13 protein-coding genes and 1 pseudogene are annotated in these 20,963 nt (G+C 43.7%); 5 read left to right on the forward strand and 9 right to left on the reverse strand.

Features of this window, described 5'->3' with window-relative positions; all coding sequences use genetic code 11:
* Positions 1-62: 62 nt before the first annotated feature.
* The 3 genes from FX988_RS08935 to FX988_RS08945 all read right to left on the reverse strand — a co-directional run bounded on the left by FX988_RS08935 (position 63) and on the right by FX988_RS08945 (position 5,842).
* Positions 63-1,778: an arylsulfatase gene (locus FX988_RS08935; RefSeq protein WP_160179288.1), complete on the reverse strand. Its 1,716-nt coding sequence runs from the start codon at positions 1,776-1,778 to the stop codon at positions 63-65.
* A 48-nt stretch (positions 1,779-1,826) separates the two neighbouring features.
* The gene (locus tag FX988_RS08940; RefSeq protein WP_160179289.1) at positions 1,827-3,569 is read right to left on the reverse strand and encodes an arylsulfatase; all 1,743 of its coding nucleotides are present in this window, start codon (positions 3,567-3,569) and stop codon (positions 1,827-1,829) included.
* An 89-nt stretch (positions 3,570-3,658) separates the two neighbouring features.
* Positions 3,659-5,842, reverse strand: a complete 2,184-nt coding sequence (locus FX988_RS08945; RefSeq protein ID WP_160179290.1) for a TonB-dependent receptor — start codon at positions 5,840-5,842, stop codon at positions 3,659-3,661.
* Between the two features lie 191 nt (positions 5,843-6,033).
* Between FX988_RS08945 and FX988_RS08950 the strand changes: the two genes are divergently transcribed.
* Both FX988_RS08950 and FX988_RS08955 read left to right on the forward strand, forming a co-directional pair.
* The gene (locus FX988_RS08950; protein WP_160179291.1) at positions 6,034-6,957 is read left to right on the forward strand and encodes a LysR family transcriptional regulator; all 924 of its coding nucleotides are present in this window, start codon (positions 6,034-6,036) and stop codon (positions 6,955-6,957) included.
* A gap of 15 nt (positions 6,958-6,972) precedes the next feature.
* Entirely contained in the window at positions 6,973-7,692 is a 720-nt protein-coding gene (locus FX988_RS08955; protein WP_160179292.1) for a TSUP family transporter, read from the forward strand.
* 190 nt (positions 7,693-7,882) lie between these two features.
* Here FX988_RS08955 and FX988_RS08960 read toward each other — a convergent pair whose 3' ends face one another.
* A complete protein-coding gene (locus FX988_RS08960; protein WP_160179293.1) occupies positions 7,883-8,911 on the reverse strand; it encodes a methionine synthase in 1,029 nt (342 codons plus the stop codon).
* Between the two features lie 27 nt (positions 8,912-8,938).
* A complete protein-coding gene (locus tag FX988_RS08965) occupies positions 8,939-9,916 on the reverse strand; it encodes a DUF1852 domain-containing protein (RefSeq protein WP_160179294.1) in 978 nt (325 codons plus the stop codon).
* A 727-nt stretch (positions 9,917-10,643) separates the two neighbouring features.
* Here FX988_RS08965 and FX988_RS08970 point away from each other — a divergent pair.
* A complete protein-coding gene (locus FX988_RS08970) occupies positions 10,644-11,495 on the forward strand; it encodes a hypothetical protein (RefSeq protein ID WP_160179295.1) in 852 nt (283 codons plus the stop codon).
* Between the two features lie 111 nt (positions 11,496-11,606).
* Here FX988_RS08970 and FX988_RS08975 read toward each other — a convergent pair whose 3' ends face one another.
* From FX988_RS08975 to FX988_RS08990, 4 genes are all read right to left on the reverse strand, one after another.
* Positions 11,607-12,668 (reverse strand): AI-2E family transporter, encoded by a 1,062-nt coding sequence (locus FX988_RS08975; protein WP_160179296.1) that lies wholly within the window; start codon positions 12,666-12,668, stop codon positions 11,607-11,609.
* A gap of 408 nt (positions 12,669-13,076) precedes the next feature.
* Positions 13,077-15,053, reverse strand: coding sequence for a CRTAC1 family protein (locus FX988_RS08980; RefSeq protein ID WP_160179297.1), 1,977 nt, complete (start codon positions 15,051-15,053; stop codon positions 13,077-13,079).
* Between the two features lie 125 nt (positions 15,054-15,178).
* Positions 15,179-17,158, reverse strand: a complete 1,980-nt coding sequence (locus FX988_RS08985) for a glycoside hydrolase family 127 protein (RefSeq protein WP_254700766.1) — start codon at positions 17,156-17,158, stop codon at positions 15,179-15,181.
* A 493-nt stretch (positions 17,159-17,651) separates the two neighbouring features.
* On the reverse strand, positions 17,652-18,257 hold the full coding sequence (locus FX988_RS08990) for a hypothetical protein (protein WP_160179299.1): 606 nt from the start codon (positions 18,255-18,257) through the stop codon (positions 17,652-17,654).
* A gap of 914 nt (positions 18,258-19,171) precedes the next feature.
* Here FX988_RS08990 and FX988_RS08995 point away from each other — a divergent pair.
* A pseudogene (locus FX988_RS08995) lies at positions 19,172-19,558 on the forward strand (IS110 family transposase); the annotation flags it as partial.
* A gap of 105 nt (positions 19,559-19,663) precedes the next feature.
* The gene (locus FX988_RS09000) at positions 19,664-20,647 is read left to right on the forward strand and encodes a transposase (RefSeq protein WP_160179300.1); all 984 of its coding nucleotides are present in this window, start codon (positions 19,664-19,666) and stop codon (positions 20,645-20,647) included.
* The last annotated feature ends 316 nt before the right edge of the window (positions 20,648-20,963 follow it).

Below are 20,963 nucleotides of genomic sequence, written 5' to 3' on the forward strand. Positions count from 1 at the left end.
GCATTTGCCTATTATTTTGAAGATGATTTATCATCTGTTCACACGCACAAACTGGGTTAAATTTACTTAGGCAAACCGCCATCACTGTTCATTTTGTGCTGATAATGGGAGGTGCCATTGGTGTATTGGATATCCACCTTATCAACCACAACCATTTCGTTTTGCGCGACGTATTGCTCCCAAATCTTGGTTAATTTGGCGACCACCTCAGGGAACTGAGAAAACACATCTTTGCTTTCTGCTGGATCATTGGCCAAGTTATATAACTGCCAGCGATCATTGCCCCACGGCTCATTTAGCCAGACCATTTTCCAATCCCCTGAACGCACTGCTCTGCGACCAAATAACTCCCAAGCCTCATTAAAATCAGCGCCGTGCAAGGTATCTTCCTGATCCATTAAATAACGCAACATGCTTTTACCTGTCATGGGTAAAACAGCACGTTCGTGATAGGACGCACTGTCCAAAGGCAAACCAGCAAGTTCCAAGAATGTGGGGGCGATGTCCTTGACTGAAATGAATTCATGGGACAAATGAGATTGACGGGCGAGTTTAGGGCTAAAGATAAAAGCCGGTACTTTAATGCCACCTTCAGCAGTAAAGCCCTTAAATAATCGTGACGGAGTACTACTAACAGCAGCCCAACCCGGCCCTACTGAGACAAAGGAATTTGCTTTGCCAATATTGGCAAAACTGTTGTCGAAGTTTTCTGGGATCCACTGTGCGTTTGGTTGAGCCGGTGTGGTAATGTCCATTGGGTCCGCGCCTTCTGCACCGTTATCTGACACAAAAACAATCACGGTATTCTCAAATTGCTTAGTCTTTTTTAGGTATTCGATCAATCGCCCGATGTTGTAATCTAGGGCATCAACCATAGCAGCATAGACTTCCATCAAACGCGCTTCTCTGGCTTGTTGACTTGGGGTGAGCTTGTCCCACTTAGGGTAAAAATCAGGGGCGGATTGCACTACTGCATTTTCATCAACAATAGCCATTTTCTGCATGCGTGCTAAACGCTGTTGCGCTATTTCCCCATACCCTTTGTCATACACACCTTGGTATTTATCAAGAAACGCTTTTGGTGCCTGAAGTGGCCAATGAGGCGCCGTATAGGCCGCATAAGCAAAAAAAGGTTTTCCGTCTTTGCGATGACTTTCAATATTGTTTATCAAGGTGTCGGTGTAAAACGCAGACGAGAAAAAGTCCTCTGGCAAGTCAACCGGCTTACCGTCTTTTATATAGTTAGCCTTCGCCGCTTTAGGAATAACGCCACGTTGGTCTAAATGGCTCGCTCCGCCCTCTACTAGGGCGAAACTTTCCTCAAATCCTCTTGATGACGGAAAGCTCGATTCGTCGTAGCCGAGATGCCACTTTCCTGCCATGTATGTATGGTAACCCGCATCCTTAAGTCGTGTGGCGACGGTAACGAACCGATTATTTAAATACCCTTCATAGCCTGGGCGCCCTTTTTGCTCTTCTGCCCAGTAGTATTTTTGCGTCCCTAAGCCGACCAAATGATTATCCATCCCTGAAAGCATCATGGCCCTTGCTGGCGAACAGGTAGGTGCGCTGTAAAAATTAGTAAATTTAACGCCTTTGTTGGCTAACGCATCTAGGTGCGGTGTCTGAATTTCACCACCGAAACTGCCTAGATCTGAGTAACCAAGGTCGTCAGCAACAATAAGCAGAAAATTCGGTTTATCCGCTTCTTTTTGGCCTTCACTCAATGCACTGCTAGAAAACAATGTGAGTAACAGTAACACTATGATTTTGTTCATTAATATTTACTCAAAAAATAGATAATAAATGGGTGAATCGCGCCAATCTCAAGGCAGTCGCAACGCCGGAACATCAGGCTCAGCGAGTACCACGCCATTATTTTTGACATACTCCCGCCAGTACCCGAGCATTTGCTGCATTTTTTCCGGCCTACTGTGAGACAAGTCGGCTTGCTCACCTGGATCTTTGGTTAAATCAAATAACTCCCAACGTGCCAGTTTGCTCTGCTGCTGATTGTATAAACCGGTTAATTTCCAGTTGCCGGCGACAACGCCGCGCCCCCCCCAAAACTCGAACCCTAGATAGTCGTCATCGGTGCGCACAGAGTCGGCTTCGCCATGCAAAACAGGCACTAAAGACTTTCCAATAGGTGATTGGAATCGCCCTTTTTCTGATTTAGATGAAGTGTTACCTGATGATGACGTTGACGGGTGTGTCACACCTGCCAGCTCAAGGGCAGTCGGCATAAAATCCAATACACTGGTCACGCCATGATTAATGCCTGCTTTTAGTGAGCCAGCTGGCCAAGACATAATAGCCGGAACGCGAATACCGCCCTCAGCACCAGAAAATTTGTACTCTCGAAAGACCCCTTCCCCCGCCGAGGCCCACGTGTGGGAATAGAGCACGACTGAACCTTTCCTGCCCATGTTCGCTAAGCTGTTGTCGACATTTTTCGCTTTAGGAATAAGAGCTGGCGCATGGCCGCGCAAGTGAGACGCCGCCTCTGCGCCGTTATCACTTAAAAAGATAATCAGTGTGTTGTCATATAAGTCGTTCTTTTTGAGATAGTGGATCACTCTTGCGATATTGCTGTCCATTTCATCGACCATCGCAGCATAGATTTCCATTGCCCGAGCAGAGGTTTTCTTTTCATCAACTGACAGAGCATCCCACTGTGTAACATCTGCTCTTTGGTGGCTAACCAAGGCATTTTGCGCTAGCAAACCTGATGACATTAATCCTTCAGCACGCTTTTGACGCAAAACATCATAGCCAGTGTCGTATTTACCTTTGTATTTATCGATGATGTCATCAGGGGCTTGCAGCGGATAATGTGGAGCCGTGTAAGCGAGATAGCCAAAGAAGGGGCTATCTTGCTTACGCTGTTGTAAATGTCCGATAAATTCATCAGTAAATGAGCGAGTTTGGTAAAAGTCATCTGGTAAATCGTTTGCCACCTCGCCGTTACGCCAGTAATCTCTGCGCCCGAAACCAAACGAGCCTAGACGATCGTTAAAATGATCAGAGTTTTGCTGAATAGCAAACGTTCTATTGAATCCGCGATTTATAGGTCGGTTTTTGAGGCTTGCGCCTAGATGCCATTTGCCCACCATAAACGTGTCATACCCAGCCTCTTGCAATAAAGTGGAAACGGTAATCGCGTCATCTCTAATCTCTCCTTCGTAACCTGGCTTGCCTTGCTGGTTTGGTGCTGGCTGAGAATAAGCCCCGACTGTGGTACCCATACCGGCTTGATGATTATCTAAACCAGTAAGCAGCATTGAGCGAGTGGCAGAGCACTGGGCGGCAGCATAGAAGCGCGAAAACGCTAAGCCTTCTTCAGCCAAAGTGTCTAAGGTTGGCGTAGCAATATCGCCACCGCCAAAAACAGACAAATCCGTATATGCCATATCGTCTGCAACGATGAGCAAAATGTTTGGCCGCTCATCATTGTGCTGCTTTGTTTTGTTCTCAACTGCATGTGCATTAGCACTTACAATAGCGAGAAAAAATACACTTAGCATGACGTGGGAAGACTTCAAAAAAGTCAGTGCGGTGTTAAACATAAACTCGCCCTTATTCTAAATATTGATAACATAACTCACTAGCCTAGGGGCACGGCCCTAGGCTTGATCCAAGTAGCAAATACAGCGACTTAGAAGAAGTAACTTGCTTCAACCCCTATCGTTCTGCCCTGTGCAACAGAAAAGTAGTAGTCGTTATTTGCGCCAGGGGCGTTAAATGAGAAGTCGGCATATTCTTCATCGGTCAAATTCTTTGTATAAAGTGCAACTTTATAGGCAGAGTTAATCAGTGAGATATTGGCGTTTAGCAGAGTAACGGCATCAATTTCGTTGAATTGGTTGCTTTCGCCTGAGGTTTCATTGAGCCAGTGAGATGACTTGTGGTTAATGTTGACACTGGCTCGCATATATAAATCATCGGCTAGTTCTTCTGATTCATATGTGAACGTCATGTTTGCGGAAAACTTTGGTGCGCCGGATACATCTGCATCATTGGTGGTATCTTCAACATCCATAAAACCTAAGCCGGTCACCATGGTGATGCTGTCGGTTAAATAGTAGAAAGAGTCAATCTCGATCCCGCGGCTTTTTACATCAAATGAACTGATCACGATATTGCCGTTAGAAAAACCCGCATTTTGAAAATCAGATATATCCATATCAAAAATAGAAGAGTTGATGTAGCCATTTTCTAACTGGTATTTGAAGCCTGCTTCAATGGTGACTATTTCTTCGGTTGGTATAAACAAAGAGGTAGAGTTAACAAAATCCGCATTATTCACCGGGTTGCCGCTAGCAAGTCCTGGTCTTTTAGAGCCGGTTGCAACCCCCGCAAACAATAGCAATGCATCGCTGGCAGACCACTCAAGCGTTAACGAGCCATCTAAGGTGCTCTCGTCAACGCTGTCACTCGCTTGGGCAAACTCGTCGGGATCTTCATTGCTGCCAAGCACAATAATGTCAGCGTCTTTATTCTCTTGGGTATAACGCAAACCTGCGATTAATCGAGTGTCATCATTCAAACGATAGGTACCACTGGCGAATGCTGAAATTGCATCCATATCTTGTTCGCCATACCAAAACCGCTTGTCATCATTTAGATACTGAAACGTTAGGCGATCAATGGTTTGCTGAACGTAAAACAAGCCGACAATATAATCGAAGTTTTCGCCACTAGGAGAGGTTAAACGTAGCTCCTGTGAAAACTGTTCATAGTCTTCGTCATACCAAGAAACCACTCTAGGGCCGCCTAAAATCGACGGGTCAAACGCTGACTGATAATCCATCTGGTTGAAACCGCTGATCGCGGTTAACGTATGCTCACCCATTGGGATATCGAGCTGCAGTGACGTATCAACAAAGTCACGCTGAGAGCCAATGTCCGAATTAAGAATAACTGGCGCGTTAATATCCACACCAAATGCGTTCTCAGAGTATCCAAGCAAAGCTGCTGCTGGTTCTGCCGCTGGTGTATAAGAATCAGTGCCGTCATATTCAGTGAAAGTACCTTCAAGTAAGCGCACTGCACTGTTGCCGATTTGCTCTTGCTCTGTGACCTGTACTTTACCGGTGACAATCCACTCTGAATCTGTGTAGTACACCCCTGTTAATCGAACTGAGTCATTGGTATTTTCCGCTTCATCGCGCCCCACGCCCTCATTTCTAACCCAACCACCAATTTCTTCGTGCATACCGGCAATCCGCACAGAGAAGTCATCAGTGATAGGCAAACTGAGACCACCTTCTATCGAAGTAGACGAGTTTTCAAATTCGTAGCCAGCTTTGACATTACCTTCCAATTCACCTTCTGGCTTTTTAGTCGTAACTGAGACCACACCCACCAATGCATTGCGGCCATATAGTGTCGCTTGAGTCCCTTTTAACACCTCTATAGCTTCAATATCCATTAGGCCAGCTTGCATTTGATTATTTCGACCGGCCCAAACGCCATCGATAAAAAGACCTACATCTTGTTCTAGCATCGCGCCACCAGCGCGTGTACCTATACCTCTAATAGCGAGTACGGGCGTACCACTTGGGGCAGCACTAAAGGTCGCATTCGGAATAAAATCAACAACGGCGTCCATGTCGTCAAGTTTGAAATCCTGCAACAGGTTTTCTCCCATGACTTGAACTGAACCTGATACTTTAAGCAGGCTTTCCTTACGCTTATTCACGGTCACAATCACTTCCATTTCTTCTCTATCGTTTTTTGCCTTTTTACTTTCTTGGGCAGCAACGTAGGCCGAGGGAGAAGCGATTGATAGAGAAAGTAGGCTGTAGGCCATTAAGTTTGATTTATTTATTACCTTCATTTGCGTGTCCTCAAGTGAAATCTATTAACAAGTTACTACCGTTTGATTTACATATTACCTGAAGAAAAAATAATTAAGATTGATATAAATTGATGTTAAATTAACTTTTGGTTATGTTAACCTGATGCTAACAAAATGTTCAGTGGTGTATCTGAGTATTAAAATACACACAGTTATTAGGTAGAGTCGGGATGAAAACACACCAATTAGACGCATTTATTGCTATCGCCGAGGGGCTTGGTGTAGCGGGCGCTGCGGACCTCCTGTGCGTTAGTCAGCCAGCAATAACAAAAAGCATTAACAATCTTGAAGATGAGCTTGGGGTTCGCTTATTTGAGCGAACAAGTAATCGATTGCATCTAAATCAGTACGGCGAAATATTGTTGCTCAGAGCGAAAGTGGCAAAAACCGAATTAAGCCGGGCTAGCGAAGAAATCCAACTACTAAAAAACCACTTAAAGCGCGTGGTAAAGTTTAACGCATCTCCTCTTCTCGTCCCCAAACTGATACCTAAGGCCATTAACTTATTTAGAGAAGAGTACCCTAACGTTAATATCGAACTGGCAGGCATGCTAGAAGGGAAGCCGGAATACAAAATTCAATCTTTACTTAATGGTGAGTATGATTTGCTTATCACTGTCATTGACGAAAACGACCCTAATCTGGGGATCAGCTACGAAAAGCTATTAGACGTAGAAGTTAAATTTATTGCCAGTAAAGGCCACCCTGCACTCGATTTAAAGAATCCCACCTTGAAGGAACTTCGAAAATTCAATTGGTTGTTTCCGGGGGCTGGCGGTTTACCTTACCAAAAGCTACGAGCTGCGTTTAAAAGTGCAAAAACAGATATGCCCGCTGACGTATTAATACTATCGAATCGGCAGATCACCTTTAAGCTGCTTGAAGAAGGCATGTACATCGCTGCCATACCTTATAACTCAACCTGCTTTGAACGTGACTTGAGTCAATTTGAACAGTTAAATGTTAAGAATAACAAAATAAGCTGGCCGATTTACCTCATCTGGCGTGAGAACTCTGAATTCTCCCTATCGATGAACGCCTTTGTGAATCAAATTAAATACTTAGCATCAGAAAGCGGCAAAAGTGAAAAATAAAATGGTGGAAAAACTGTGCTGATAGAGCATTACATAATGCTATTACTTGGCAGCTTTGCTGCCACGCTGATGGGCTCGCTGGTCGGTGTTGGCGGCGGATTCATTATCATAGGTATCTTATCAATATTTCTACCTATTAATATTTTGATCCCAGTGCTGGCAGCCATTTTGGCCAGTATTGATCTGGTAAGGGCGATCGCATTTCGGCGTTATTTGTTCAAACCCATTTTCTACCCGTTTGCTCTAGGCTGTATTGTGGGGGTTGCCTTTGGTACGTTTTTCTTCGTGTCACTACCAGAAAAGGTCATTGGTACGGGGCTAGTTGCCTTGGTAGGCATAACCTTATTTACCCCCGTTGGGGCTAACTTCAATCGTTTAAAATACCCATATATTTGGATAGGTACCACCCATTCATTTTTATCCACTATTTTTGGGTTTGGTGGGCTATTTCAATCGGCAATATTAAGAACGAAATTGGTCAACCTGCAACTCACCGCAACGCTGGCCACAAGCTTTTTGGTACTTGAGATTTTAAAAATCAATTTTTACATGATCCACGGCTTTGATTACACCCCCTATCTCGGCATTATTTTAAGCGCTGTGGGGGGCGCTATCCCTGCCTCTCTCATAGGCAGGAAATACGCGGTGAATATCAGTGATAGTTTTTATCGTAAGTTTCAAAAGTCCATCATTGGGTGCATCGCCATTAGTATTTTAGCTAAGGTTTGGCTGTAACCTAGCAGCTGTAGCAAAAACACTGCGTTCAGGTATTAATGGTCGCGCTTTTTTCTCTAAGATTCTTAATTGGGGGGAGCAATGATAGGAAGAATATTTGGCTTTGGACATCGAATAACGGCGCCGTGTACTGGGTGTGGGAAGTAAAACGTCGCTGACGTAGCCAAGCGACGCCTTATACACATTAGGCTTAAGCCGAGAGTTCCTTGCGGATAATCTCAGCGCCAGCGCTCAATGCATTCAATTTGGCTCTTGTTACCTCTTGGGATAAGGGCACCATGCCGCAGTTGGTGCAAGGGTAGAGGTTTTGTGCATCCACAAACTGCAGTGCTTTTCGCAGGGTATCGGCCACCTCTTCTGGGGTTTCAATGGTATTGGTTGCTACATCAATAGCACCAACCATCACCTTTTTGCCACGAAGTAGCTCAATTAACTCCATGGGTACCCGTGAGTTTTGACACTCCAATGAGATAATATCGATACTGGAGGTTTGTAGCTTAGGAAAAATTTCTTCGTATTGGCGCCACTCTTCTCCCAAGCTCTTTTTCCAATCGGTATTGGCTTTAATGCCATAGCCGTAGCAAATATGTACTGCGGTTTGGCACTTAAGTCCTTCTACTGCGCGCTCCAATGCGGCAATGCCCCAATCATTAACTTCATCGAAGAACACGTTGAAAGCAGGCTCGTCGAATTGAATAATATCGACTCCCGCGGCTTCAAGTTCTTTTGCTTCTTGATTGAGAATTTTAGCGAATTCCCAGGCTAACTTTTCACGACTTTTATAATGATCATCATAAAGGGTATCGACCATGGTCATAGGCCCAGGCAGCGCCCATTTTATCGGTTGCTTGGTTTGTGAGCGTAAAAATTTAGCATCTTCCACGAACACCGGCTTTTGGCGAGACACTGGTCCCACAACCATGGGCACGCTGGCATCGTAGCGGTCACGAATTTTAACGGTTTTACGCTTCTCAAAATCAACACCATCAAGGTGCTCGATAAAGGTGGTGACAAAATGCTGACGAGATTGCTCCCCATCACTGATGATATCAACGCCTGTTTGTTGTTGGTTTAACATAGATAAGCGTAACGCGTCTTGTTTTCCCTGAACGAGTTCTTCATTTTGAAGCTTCCAAGGTGACCAAAGGGTTTCAGGTTGCGCAAGCCAAGATGGTTTGGGTAAGCTGCCGGCAATAGTAATAGGTAATAGTGTTTTCATAATATAAGTGTTGTCTTTTCTAGTAAGTTAAAGTGCGCAGTTAGCTGACCACTGTGCAAGAATCGGCTGATAGGGTTTGATAAAGTGCTCTTCAACAAATCTTCCCTGCTCAACCGCTAATTGGCTGCGCTCTTCTCGGTCGTATTCAATTTGGGTCAGCGAATGATCTTGATGGCGCAAGTTGGGTTGGTAAAGCTTGCCTGCTACCGCATTGGCGTTATAAATCTCAGGGCGATAAATCTTCTGAAAGGTTTCCATGGTGCTAATGGTGCTGATCAGTTCAAGATTGGTGTAATCATTGAGTAAATCCCCCGAAAAGTAGAACGCCAAAGGCGCAACACTGTTTGCAGGCATAAAGTAGCGGACCTTTAAGCCCATTTTTTCGAAGTACTTTTCTGTCAACGATGACCCGTTCGGCTGATATTCATAACCCAATACAGGATGTTGGTTTTCAGTGCGATGATAGGTTTTGTTTTCAGACACACTCAAGCAAATGACCGGTGGCTTGCTAAAGTTTTCTTTGTACACATCTGAGTTCACGAAGTGTTTAAAAAGCTTGCCGTGTAAATCGCCAAAATCGTCAGGAATACTAAACGAGTCTTTGCCTTTATTGTGCTGTGACAAAATCACGCTAAAGTCATAGTCACGCACATAAGAGGAAAAGTTATTGCCCACAATACCTTCAATACGTTGGTTAGTGGTGTGATCAACAATATTCGCTTTTAGTATTTCAATGGTCGGAAAAGTACGGCCATTTCCTTCGACGTCTATATCAACCGAAATAATTTCAAGTTCAGCCGAATAGCGATCGCCTTTTTGGTTGTCCCAAAATGCTAAGGCATTGAAACGATTATTAATCATCTGCTGCGCATTACGCAGATTCTCTTGGCGCCTATTGCCTCTGGCCAAATTAGCGAAATTAGTCGTGATCCGAGTATTGTCCGACGGATGATAGTTTTCATCGAAATCAATGCGCTTAATAGAAAATGTAAACTGGTTATTCATTGTGACCTGACATTCCGTTTATTAATAAAACCTAAAGGATGACTGCTTTTGGGTGTGTTTAGCGCTCAAGCAAGCTTGTCACTAAACCCCAAATAAATGAGTACTAAAAGCACCAAACGACCTAAGCGTTAGCAGCGAAGTAGGTTTTATACGCGCAAGGTTAGATGAATAAAAATGATTTAATCTCATTAATTCATGAGCATATTTCATAATAAAAAATAGACACTCGAATTTCCCATCGAATTTCCCAACATGGAAATGAACACATTCCCTCTCCTAATAAGTCAAAATCGCCTAAGCTAACATCGCGCTACACACAAAAAAAGACCCGCTAAGCAGTGACTTACACGTGCACGGCGCGGGGCGAAAACACAATCATCAGCAAACGAAACTAGGCCTATAGCTGCAGACTTAACGCAAAGCGGCACAGGTTACACAGTCAGTATGATAATTTTTCACAGTGGCTCAGCATCCCCTTCTCAAATGCACCTTGGTCACAGTCAAAGTTGAATGACGTAACGTCCCCTTTTCATGCTTAGCGGCGCACCGTGTTTTGCATTGCCTTAGGTATTTAGGTGGGTGGAGGCAAGTGCTATACCTGCACGTTTCGATATGTTCGTGCCTTCCATGCGTTTCGGTATCTTTCATGCATTAGTGCATCAGAACAATCAACCACAATGAACAACGGATGTGCCTAGTACCTACAGTGCACAACGAGGAATATTGAATGCGTTACCAGATAAATAATTCGAATAACGAGCCTACCAGTAACCCGCTCGGCAACATCAACGCCCGATTTCACTCCCTGTACGGGCAACAAAAACATGAAATCATTAGCCAGATCAAACAAGGTGATGTACTGCTGATCTGTCGCATGGACAATCGCCTTATTGTTAAATGTGGTGAAACTGAACAAGCATTCACTATTAACACAACTCGCTACCATGACTTAAAAGCATTGAGTCACAGTACTCTAGCGGTTTACTACAGCCTTCTGAATACGTGGGATAAAGAAACACTGAAAGAAGTAGATGGCTGGATAAACGAAATACGCAGCCATGAACCAAAGGAATTAAGTCAGGAATTGGCAGATGTCACCGCTGAACTTGTTACCCATGTTAGAACTGCCGGCGCCCTAACGCATTCAGATATGAGCCAATACCAGCAAGCATTAGAGCCAATTTACGCCAAACTCATGACCCAAGCAGCGAAAGACGAGATTGAAAGTTTAGTGAGTACATTAAACAGAATTCGGGAACAGCATAACTACCCGAGTTCAAAAATATTTATGATCGTATTCGGTGGCCATCAGCCCCGCTATAAGGCGCTAGCCTCTATGGTATTCAAACGCTGGTTTAAGGGCTTAGAGGAGCACACACTAAATAGTGATCACCATGTTCGATACTGTGAAGGAGGTGAAAGCCTAGACGATGCTATCGAACTAGTCGCCAGTGCTATCCTTGACAAAGAGTTAGCCAAATCGACCTTAGGAAGTGCCTTAGCATTAAATCGAGACGTGCTTAGCCTTGTGGCGCAACGAGCCATTGATGATTATTGGCAACAACATAACCTGCGCTAGCGTTCTTTTGTGTGATTGTAGCTGTGATTGTGGCGCTTTAGGCATTTTCACACACAGATATCATGCTTCCAGCCAGATACTTTTTAGATGGCTGGCAGGTTGTTCCACAAATCAATTAGTTTGCTCGCTGTGTGTTTGCCCACGTTCATTAGGCTTTTCTAATATATCTTCAACATACAGCTTATTAATGAAAACCATTGCGGCCACGCAAAGTGGTGCAGCCAATAAAATACCGGCCATGCCGACCATCGCTCCTAAAGCAACCTGAGCAAATAGCGTAAGAGCTGGAGGTAAGTCGGCTAATTCGGCTTGCAACATAGGCGTCAACACATAGCTTTCCATCATCTGCACAGCTAGGTACAAAATAGACACATACAAAAGCGTATCCAGCCCAGTAATCACGCTGACCATTGCCGCAGGTATAAAACCAAGTATCGGCCCGATATTAGGTATAAACGACAGCAAAGCAGCAATTACCCCGAGCACAAGGGCAAGGTCAGTACCCAGAGCCCACAGCCCTAACGTAGTTAATATTCCTACTAACACCATTGAAGCGATTTTAGCCACCAGCCATCCTGATAATGCGCGGCCGCAAGCGCCTAGTACATCTCGTATTCGTTCACGTCGTGTGGGTGGTACAAGTGTCACGGCCCCTTTGATATACCAGCCTGGATTGACGGCTAAAAATAAACCAAGAAATAGCGCAAAAATGAAGCTGCCGAACCCATTTAAGGTCGATGAGAAAACGCTCGATACCGCATTCACCACTGTGCTGACCTCTGAGTCAGATGAACTTAAATGAGTAAGGTTCTTCTTTAGCTGTGCCCCCCAAGGGAGTCCAGCTAAATGCTCATTAATATAGCTATTGGCTTGGGGTAAGCGCTCCATTAACTCTTTCCCTTGGGCTGATATTTGCGGCGCGGTATAAACGAAAAAAAGGCCAACAAGAACGAAAGGGGCAATGATTGTAACGGGCAATAGAAATTTACTCTTAACGCCAGCTTTATGACCTATCCAATTGGCGGATTCACGAAACAATACTGCTATCAAGATCCCACCAAACACAGTCAACAGAATTTTACCATTGGTGACAACCAACCAAGCAATAAGGAAAACGAGCGTCGCGGTAATGGCTTGAACAAGCGTACGCGTGGCCAACTGTCTGGTATTCATATCATTCCTTAGCAGTAAACTGTTACATAGGTGCGTCTAAGCACCGTATATATGAGCACCTAATGCAAGAATGTGTCCTGAATTAACATCCTAAAACCAAGTTAAGCAGAACTGTAGAATTGAGACACGCTTGTCTTTGATAGAGTCTAGGTTTCTATTGAGATGCGTGAGGAAGCCATGACGTTGCAAGTAATGCATAAAAGAGACGTTGGCTTCTTAAAAGGGGATATTATTACGATTTTTGCCGCACCTTTTGTGCAAACACGCGAATACTTTACAGGGATATTATTTACTCTATGAATAAAATTCACGGCGATGAACCAATACTAAAGCCAACCCTAAATAATTAAGTATTATATTGCAGTACGCTTATTGAAATTTGCTCGAACTCTTACCCAAAGCCCCTATTTAGTCATGACGGATAACAAAATAGCTATCAATCATGTTGGGCCAATAGACTTTAGATTCGCCATTCGTCCACTGCACTTCAACGCTATCTACTTTTTCACATGCCCCTAAACCAAATAACAACTGGTTGTTGTAATTGTCTGCGTAAGCAGAAGAAGAGGCACCTACTTGTTGCTGCCATTGTCTGCCGCACGCTTTCAACGTGGCTGTTGCCGCCAATTGCGTCGCTTTACCTGAAGGGGAGCCACCCACGACAACACCGAGAAAATGATGGCTGGATTGATCAGATGTGTGGTTTTCAAACAGTCGCCATGTGCCACGCTCATTGGCGGTAACAAGGTCAAGATCGCCGTCTTTATCGAAATCGATGACATCCGCGCCTGCCCCTGTTGCACCTAAATCGTTGATAACAATGCCATGCTCTTTATTCTCAACAAAGCCATTTCCTTTGTCGTTCATGTACATAATCGGTTTATGTGATTTCGCCATATTGCCATATTCGATAAACAATAGATCCGTCCAACTGTCATTATCAAAATCAGCCGCCACAACACTTCCGGTAGGCCCTTGAATATCAATGCCCTTAGGTGCGGTCACTTCAACGTAATGCCCATTTTGGTTTTCTAACAATTTAGCTGGCAACGGCTCAATCGTGGTTGGCGTTGGACCATCAGTGACATTTAGCACAACGCCAGCCGTTGGGGAGCGCGTTTGGCTACATATACGCCATGTATCATCGCCTAAATAACCGATATACAAACCAGGTTTTGATTCCTTTGGCAGATCTTTCATTTTAGTACCTTTAGGGCAAACGTCAGTCGGCCAACCGAATGCTTGCTGCTGACGAATATCAAGCTCTCGACTGCCACTTAAATCTGACCCGAAATTTTTAATATCGTCACGACCTGCAATCGCTAATTTCGTTTTCTGCTTGCCAAGGTAAATGTCAAAGTCGGGATAGGCCATTTGCAAATTGATCAATCTAAAGTTGCCAGCAATGGTTAACTCATCGATAAGCAACGGTTGAAAGCGCGAAAAAAACGCAAAACGCTGTTCAGCTTTATCAAAGAAAAGTTGGTTGCTAAATTGGTGCTTAGCACGGCTAATGGCGAGATCAAGGTCCCCGTCATTGTCATAATCTAATTGCCCAATGGCGCTGACTTCTGTGGTCTTGTATGCATCACCTAGAACGGCTTTAGTCGCATCAATGAATGTAAACCCAGGGCCACCAAGAGCAGCAACCATCTCTTCCCCACCAAACACAAGCACATCTGGGTCTCTATCATTATTAACGTCTGTCACTATGCTTTTATAGCTTAAACGTTGTGCATGGGGTAAGTACCCTGCAAACGTAAATTGACCTGTGCCATCATTTGCATATAAATGGTTGGCACCCGTTTTAAACTGTTGTGGTGTAGCAAAGCCCGTTAAAAATAAATCCGTGCTGCCATCTTGGTTGGCATCCAAGGTTTTTACTGCACGACCCCGCCCTTTCTCAAAGTGCGTTAACACTCTATTGCCCGTCATTTGACGTGCTTTGGTTATCTTTATATGTTTTGGCTTTCTTGGGTTGCTTCCATTCCCTCCCCCTTGTGCCACAATTACTTGGGCCAAACCATCGTTGTCAAAATCACCGATACCCGTACCGTGCATATCGCCTTTGAGTAGGGTATCAGGTTCACTGAATTTCCCCCCCTCATTCCAGAAAATCAACACTTCGTGAGCATGTTCGGTAAGCAATAAATCTTGCCAACCATTTCCATCTAAATCAGCCACAATGGGACCATCCCACTTTCGTCTGGCACGTTTAGAGGCTGGTAACACATTGTGGGTTTCACTAAATAAAGCAGTGGCATTGTCAGCACGGGGGACTTGATTGCCACCTTGGTTTGTATGATTTCCTGTACTACCGCAACCCGTAACGATCAGCGAGCTACTCAACAACAAAAAGGCACTGGTAACTATGTTAAGCGTCATAATTTGGCTCCCTAGACGTTATGGATGCAAGCAGCAACAACCCAAAATAAAAAGGCCGCTCAAAACTGGAGTGGCAGCTTTGAACAGCCTAACGGCGCACATCACCGAAAAGCGATTTTGCTATGTTATTTCCACACAACGGGTACGAACACAGTCATCTCTGACGTTCCTCTATTACTCCACGCGTAATACGGAATAAATTGAGTTTGGTAAGACTCCCAAGCAGGCTTTTTGACTTCGTCATACATATTTTGCGTATTGTCTTGGCGTACCAATAATTCTGTTTTAATGGTCGTCATACCACCTAAAAAGCTCTGATCAAAATGCGCATCAAACTTGGCATCTGACGCTATGTAGGCATCCAAAATATTTGTCTTTTCAGGTAAATCAGGCGTCTCAATGCAGTACACAAGCGGGCCACGTTTGACGGCAACTTGGTTACGAACTTCCTCGATTCTTGGGTGGCCTTCAACAAAGGTGGTATTCATTGGCAATTCAAGGTTGATAATGTCACCTTGTTGCCATTGGCGCGTAAGGATGACGTACTCTGCGTTTTTTACACCGTCTACCGCTTCACCATTAACTGACACGGTTGCGCCTTTAGCCCAACCAGGAATACGCACTGCGATGTCAAACTGCTCCGCTTTACAGGCTTTAACTGTAATTGACACTGAGCCATTCCAAGGGAATTGAGTGACTTGCTTCAATGACAATTCGCTACCATCAAGTAATTTAGTATTTAGCTCATTTCCACCATATAAATTCACCGCAACACCATTATCTGTAAGGCTATAAGCCCAAGCAGAGACTTGTGCAATGGTTCTCACTAAATTTGGCGGACAGCAAAAACATTCAATGTATGCTTCGCGGTCCGGAGACTCGGTACAGTCACAATGATCTGAATAATCACGTTGGCCGAAATTCATGCGTAACGGGTTCGCATAAAAATACTTTTCACCGTCGGCACTAATGCCAACCATGGCACTGTTATGCAACACCAACTCAACATTATCCGCATGCTTTGCATCACCTGTAATGCCTAACATTCTCCAGTTGAACATAGCATTTGAAATGTTGGCGCATGTTTCATTGTAAGCTGTCGAATTAGGCATTAAGTAATCGTCGATGAACCCTTCGTGGATCATGTTCTGATCATCATAAGCACCATGATGGCACTGACCTAATGCTCCCGTGATATACATCTTGCGCTCGTTAGCACTAGACCAAATGCTTTGCAGTGATTCAATTAGCGCAGTTTCCCCTGTTTCTGCATATACATCCGCTGCACCTGAGTACAAATACATGCCCGTTACTGCATGGCCTACCGCTTCTGTTTCTTCTCTCAAAGGGGTTTTCATTTGACATTGATCGCCGGTAAACCAATAGGGAACAGAATCATGTAATTCCATAGGAACTGAGCCACGCATCGTCACAAAAATATCCGCCAGTTCGAGGTGCTTTTTCTCTCCAGTTTCACGGTACAGTTCAACTAATGCCATTATTTGTGATGGATTGAAGCCAAATCGAGCAAGCTCTTGATCTCTAGGCTTGAACACCTCGTAAAGGTATTCAGCGTGCTTAATGGATAAATCTAACCAGTTTGTTTGGCCAGTGACACGATGATGAATTACCCCACCAAGAATAAGATGACCACCATTATATAGTTCATGATCACATACGGTTGCCCAGCGAGGCTTATTTAAGATTTGGTTATGCGTATGCAAGTATCCATCACTGCACATCGCTTTCGCTAATACAGCGATAATCTCATCTAATTCAGTTAACAATGCAGAGTCTTTATTGATACCGTAAACGTAAATGCAGGCTTCCATCCATTTATAGAAGTCGCCGTCGTGCCATAACATACCTTTTGCTTCGCCATCCTGCATATTGGCAGCAATTTTAAAGTTGTTATAAGCGTGACCTATATCACCCTTTAGCAACTCCCCCATATGGGGAACCATAATCGTTTCAGCTTGTTTAAATTTGTCAGCCCAGAATCCTTCAGTCCATTGGCAATCGCCAATATTGATACTGCGAAACTTTACAAATGGGCTGTTACTATTCGCATTAATGGCTTTGTTGTGGGCAAATTTTGTGTTCACAATACATTTCCTATTCATTTCAGACGCTTTTGCTCCCTAATAGGTCCTGCTCTACTGAACCTGTTTCTTGGGTGCGACGGAATTAATTTAACTATTCGTCGGGCTATCAAGTATGGGATAGCGTGTTGACTGTTCAACAATACATTAACGCGCTTGTATCATAATTGCAAACATATGATGTTTAAATTTTGTAGGAAATTCACTTTCTAGACTCAGTCTTATTTTGCTATCGACTAGCCTAGAAGTTTAGAGAAATTGAAGTGCTAGTGTGTTCAGCGTGATGACAGAAATAGGAAGAGAGGAAAGCGAACAGTCATGAGAGTTGGATTAAAAGTATGAGGGATCGACCCCCATCCCACTGACGGGTTTGTGCCATTAGGCGGTCGTTGAGGACATTCAGATTTTAATTGGACTATCACCCTAAAGCAGAAATTAACGCTTTAAACAGCGGAAAACGCGAGCGTAGCGAGTGGTATTCCGCTGCTTTAACTTGTTACACACGTTTACCATAGGTGTTTATTTTTAACTTCAGTTGCTGCGAATACTCTTTAAGCTGAGCCACATTGCGACTTGGCACTAAAGACAAGACGAACGAATCTGTGCCATTGTCGATTCCAATAATTTCTAACCCAACGTTTTTTGCACACTTTGAGAACAAAAAACCAGATTCGTGAGATTCCAAATAGTAAGATATATTTGACTGAGTTTTCTGCATGTCGGCCGCTAGATCTTTCGCTATGCTGCATTTAGCAAGTGTATTCTCAGATATATTGCTCAACAAATTAAAGACATATTGTGCATCTTCTCTCCAATCTACAACTGCTATACTGTTAATACTTTTTAGGCTTTCGGTAATTACAAACGCAAAGTCAAATGAATCTTCAAAAGCGCCATCAAATCCAGATTCTTCCAGTCCGTCTTTGTGTTTTACCTTGTACGCTTTCTTATCAGAGAGATAAAGTTGAACGTCATCCAAAACGCTCTTATCCCCGTTACTCATAATCTTAGCGACTGCAATTTCTGGGGAGTTATTTTTCGACTCTATTTCGTTACAGCCCACTGCAATCAAAGCAGCAATAACCATAAATAAATTTTTCATTCATTGACTCCAAAGTGGTGTGTAACTTTTCAATAACGGGCGCAGACGTGTGGGGCATAATGGCGAAGCCGTCCCGCATGTATGCGTCCCAGCCTGCGCTGCAGGCGGCTTAATTTTTTTGTTAGCTGACATTGTAAATCGAAGAAAGTAACGCTTTTTAAAATCCATTGTAATCAAAAGCCCTTCTCTCTAGGTTTATCAGCATCTGGGTTTGCGAATAGGTAAAAAATAAAAACTAACCACATTGCGCCAAACACACAAAAGGTTGTTACAACTAAGCGGAGAAATACTTCCACGGCTGAGCCTGTAACATCTCTGGTTAGCATTGCATACAAAACCAAAAGCATAATTATCGAAGAAAATATTACGGCATACTTTAAAGCTCTTCTTGGCAAAGACTTTTGGGTCATGGTTTACCTACTGACAGCTAACGTTTCGAATATGCTGCGCGCGCTGATTGCGCGTCGGCCATAATTTGTTTGTTATATTTCATTTCCTTACAGGACCTAAAAAAAGTGTCCAACAATCGCTATATAACCTTTCCTTAAGACTAGGGTTATTGCGAACAAAAGGACGCACAATTATTAATAAAATACTCTTAGAGCAAAGAAGAGCCAAAAGTATTAAACCTAGTAACAAACTGATCGAACCGCCATGTCTGTCAAATGAAATGTCGCCATTAGCTATCATTGTCAGAGGCCAAATACTGACTAAAACTGCGAGCACTAAAAGCACGATATTGAACAATAACTTCCTTTTTATTGAACGTCTCATTTAATCTCCCTTGAAATATAGACACAATGACTCCCTGTGAAATGCTAGCCTCCGCATTTTCGTGGGTTAGCTGAAAGCCACCGGAACGCCGGCCGGAACCATAATTAGTTTGCTAAAGACTAAATCATTTGGAGGCTAGCATGAATAAACATAGCATGATTTTTATCGGCTTGGATACGCACAAAGAATTCCATGAAGTAGCTTATTGTGAGGAACAACGCGGTGCCAGCCCTGTTCACTACGGACGGGTATCTTCATCAAAAGTTAGTGTAAAAAAGCTGCTCCGGCAGTTTGAATCTAAATATCCTAGTGCAACACTTCACGTTGTATATGAAGCTGGGCCTTGTGGCTACTGGATTTATCGGCTGATAACGAGTTTAGGGCATTGTTGTTATGTTGTAGCGCCGTCCCTTATACCCAAAAAGCCTGGTGAACGAATTAAGACTGACCGCCGTGATGCACTTAAATTAGTGAAGTTGCTAAAGTCGGAAGATCTCACGCCCATATATGTGCCTGAGCCTGAGGAGAGAAGAAAGACACCGAGAGAAGAAAGACACCCATTATAAAAATGGTCAATTTTCAGAGCTACACTACAATCTATTCATGTCACATTTTTAATAGGTGGATGAGCTATGCCTCAATCTCGAAAAAGCCAAATAAGTTTAATCGATACGCCTTATTACCATTGCGTGTCCCGGTGCGTTCGCCAATCTTATTTATGTGGTACGAACCAGCTTACTGGCCAGAGTTACGAGCATCGCCGTGGTTGGGTAGAAGAGCGTTTATTATTTCTAGCGACCGTATTTTCCGTCGACATTTGTGCCTATGCAGTCATGAATAATCACACGCATGTGGTGCTATGTGTAGATAAATCAATGGCGGACAAATGGGATGCTGATGAAGTGTTGAGGCGCTATCACAAGCTACACAAAGGCACATTGCTGACTCAGAAGTTTGTTAACGGCGATACCTTGAGCCAAGCAGAGCTACTCACCTTTGATGAAACCGTTGAAACCTATCGAAAACGTCTTTACGACATAAGCTGGTTTATGCGTGACTTGAATGAGTATATTGCTCGTCAAGCCAATAAAGAAGACGGCTGCACTGGTCGCTTCTGGGAAGGGCGATTTAAGTCCCAAGCACTACTTGATGAAAGCGCAGTGCTGGCGTGTATGGCCTATGTAGATTTAAATCCCATTCGCGCAAAAATGGCAAAAACACCTGAAACGTCAAAGCACACCAGTATTAAAAAACGCATTCACGCCGCTAAAAACCAACAATCACAACCAAGCGTTTTGATGCCCTTTGTAGGTAATCCTCGTGAAGACATGCCAAAAGGTATTGCGTATTCGCTCAAAGACTATTGTGAGCTCGTTGATACCACTGGCCGCTGTATTCGTGATGATAAGGCGGGCCATATTGATAACACTCACAGTCCTATTCTACAAAGATTGGGACTAGACGCTGCTCAATGGCTAACGTTAACCACTGAGTTCGAAAAACATTTTTGTTATGCAGCAGGTGCGGAGCAAATGATGAATGCCTTTAAGCGCCATACTCATCATCAACGAATACGAGGAATGACCAAAGCGAAAGTTCTGTTAAAACGCGCTTAAGGCCAACAAACAAGACAACCTTTACATAACCTGTAAGGTAGACGCTTGCTTAAAAACTGACTTCGCGTGCCATTTTCATACCTCAACGCGCAAGATTTCAGTGAAAATCCTCAATCACTCATACCCCAAGTACCTTGACGCATTTAGAAGGCAATTGTCCCCCTAAGCATGGAAGTTTTTATAGGACTTAAAAGTTGGGTGTCTCTGTATAGTAGGACTTAAAAGTTGGGTGTCTCTGTATAGTACAACCAAGAAAGAGCACTTACACCATGATGCGCAAGGCTATGAATTACACTCCGAGCTCTTTTGATACGAT

Source organism: Paraglaciecola mesophila (assembly GCF_009906955.1).
GTDB lineage: Bacteria > Pseudomonadota > Gammaproteobacteria > Enterobacterales > Alteromonadaceae > Paraglaciecola > Paraglaciecola mesophila_A.

Bases quoted from the DNA above. Each gene is read 5' to 3' on its own strand.
- FX988_RS08970 (WP_160179295.1), top strand. From the start codon at position 10,644: ATGCGTTACCAGATAAATAATTCGAATAACGAGCCTACCAGTAACCCG.
- FX988_RS08980 (WP_160179297.1), bottom strand. From the start codon at position 15,053: ATGACGCTTAACATAGTTACCAGTGCCTTTTTGTTGTTGAGTAGCTCG.
- FX988_RS08960 (WP_160179293.1), bottom strand. From the start codon at position 8,911: ATGAAAACACTATTACCTATTACTATTGCCGGCAGCTTACCCAAACCA.
- FX988_RS08975 (WP_160179296.1), bottom strand. From the start codon at position 12,668: ATGAATACCAGACAGTTGGCCACGCGTACGCTTGTTCAAGCCATTACC.
- FX988_RS08940 (WP_160179289.1), bottom strand. From the start codon at position 3,569: ATGTTTAACACCGCACTGACTTTTTTGAAGTCTTCCCACGTCATGCTA.
- FX988_RS09000 (WP_160179300.1), top strand. From the start codon at position 19,664: ATGCCTCAATCTCGAAAAAGCCAAATAAGTTTAATCGATACGCCTTAT.
- FX988_RS08950 (WP_160179291.1), top strand. From the start codon at position 6,034: ATGAAAACACACCAATTAGACGCATTTATTGCTATCGCCGAGGGGCTT.
- FX988_RS08965 (WP_160179294.1), bottom strand. From the start codon at position 9,916: ATGAATAACCAGTTTACATTTTCTATTAAGCGCATTGATTTCGATGAA.
- FX988_RS08935 (WP_160179288.1), bottom strand. From the start codon at position 1,778: ATGAACAAAATCATAGTGTTACTGTTACTCACATTGTTTTCTAGCAGT.
- FX988_RS08990 (WP_160179299.1), bottom strand. From the start codon at position 18,257: ATGAAAAATTTATTTATGGTTATTGCTGCTTTGATTGCAGTGGGCTGT.
- FX988_RS08945 (WP_160179290.1), bottom strand. From the start codon at position 5,842: ATGAAGGTAATAAATAAATCAAACTTAATGGCCTACAGCCTACTTTCT.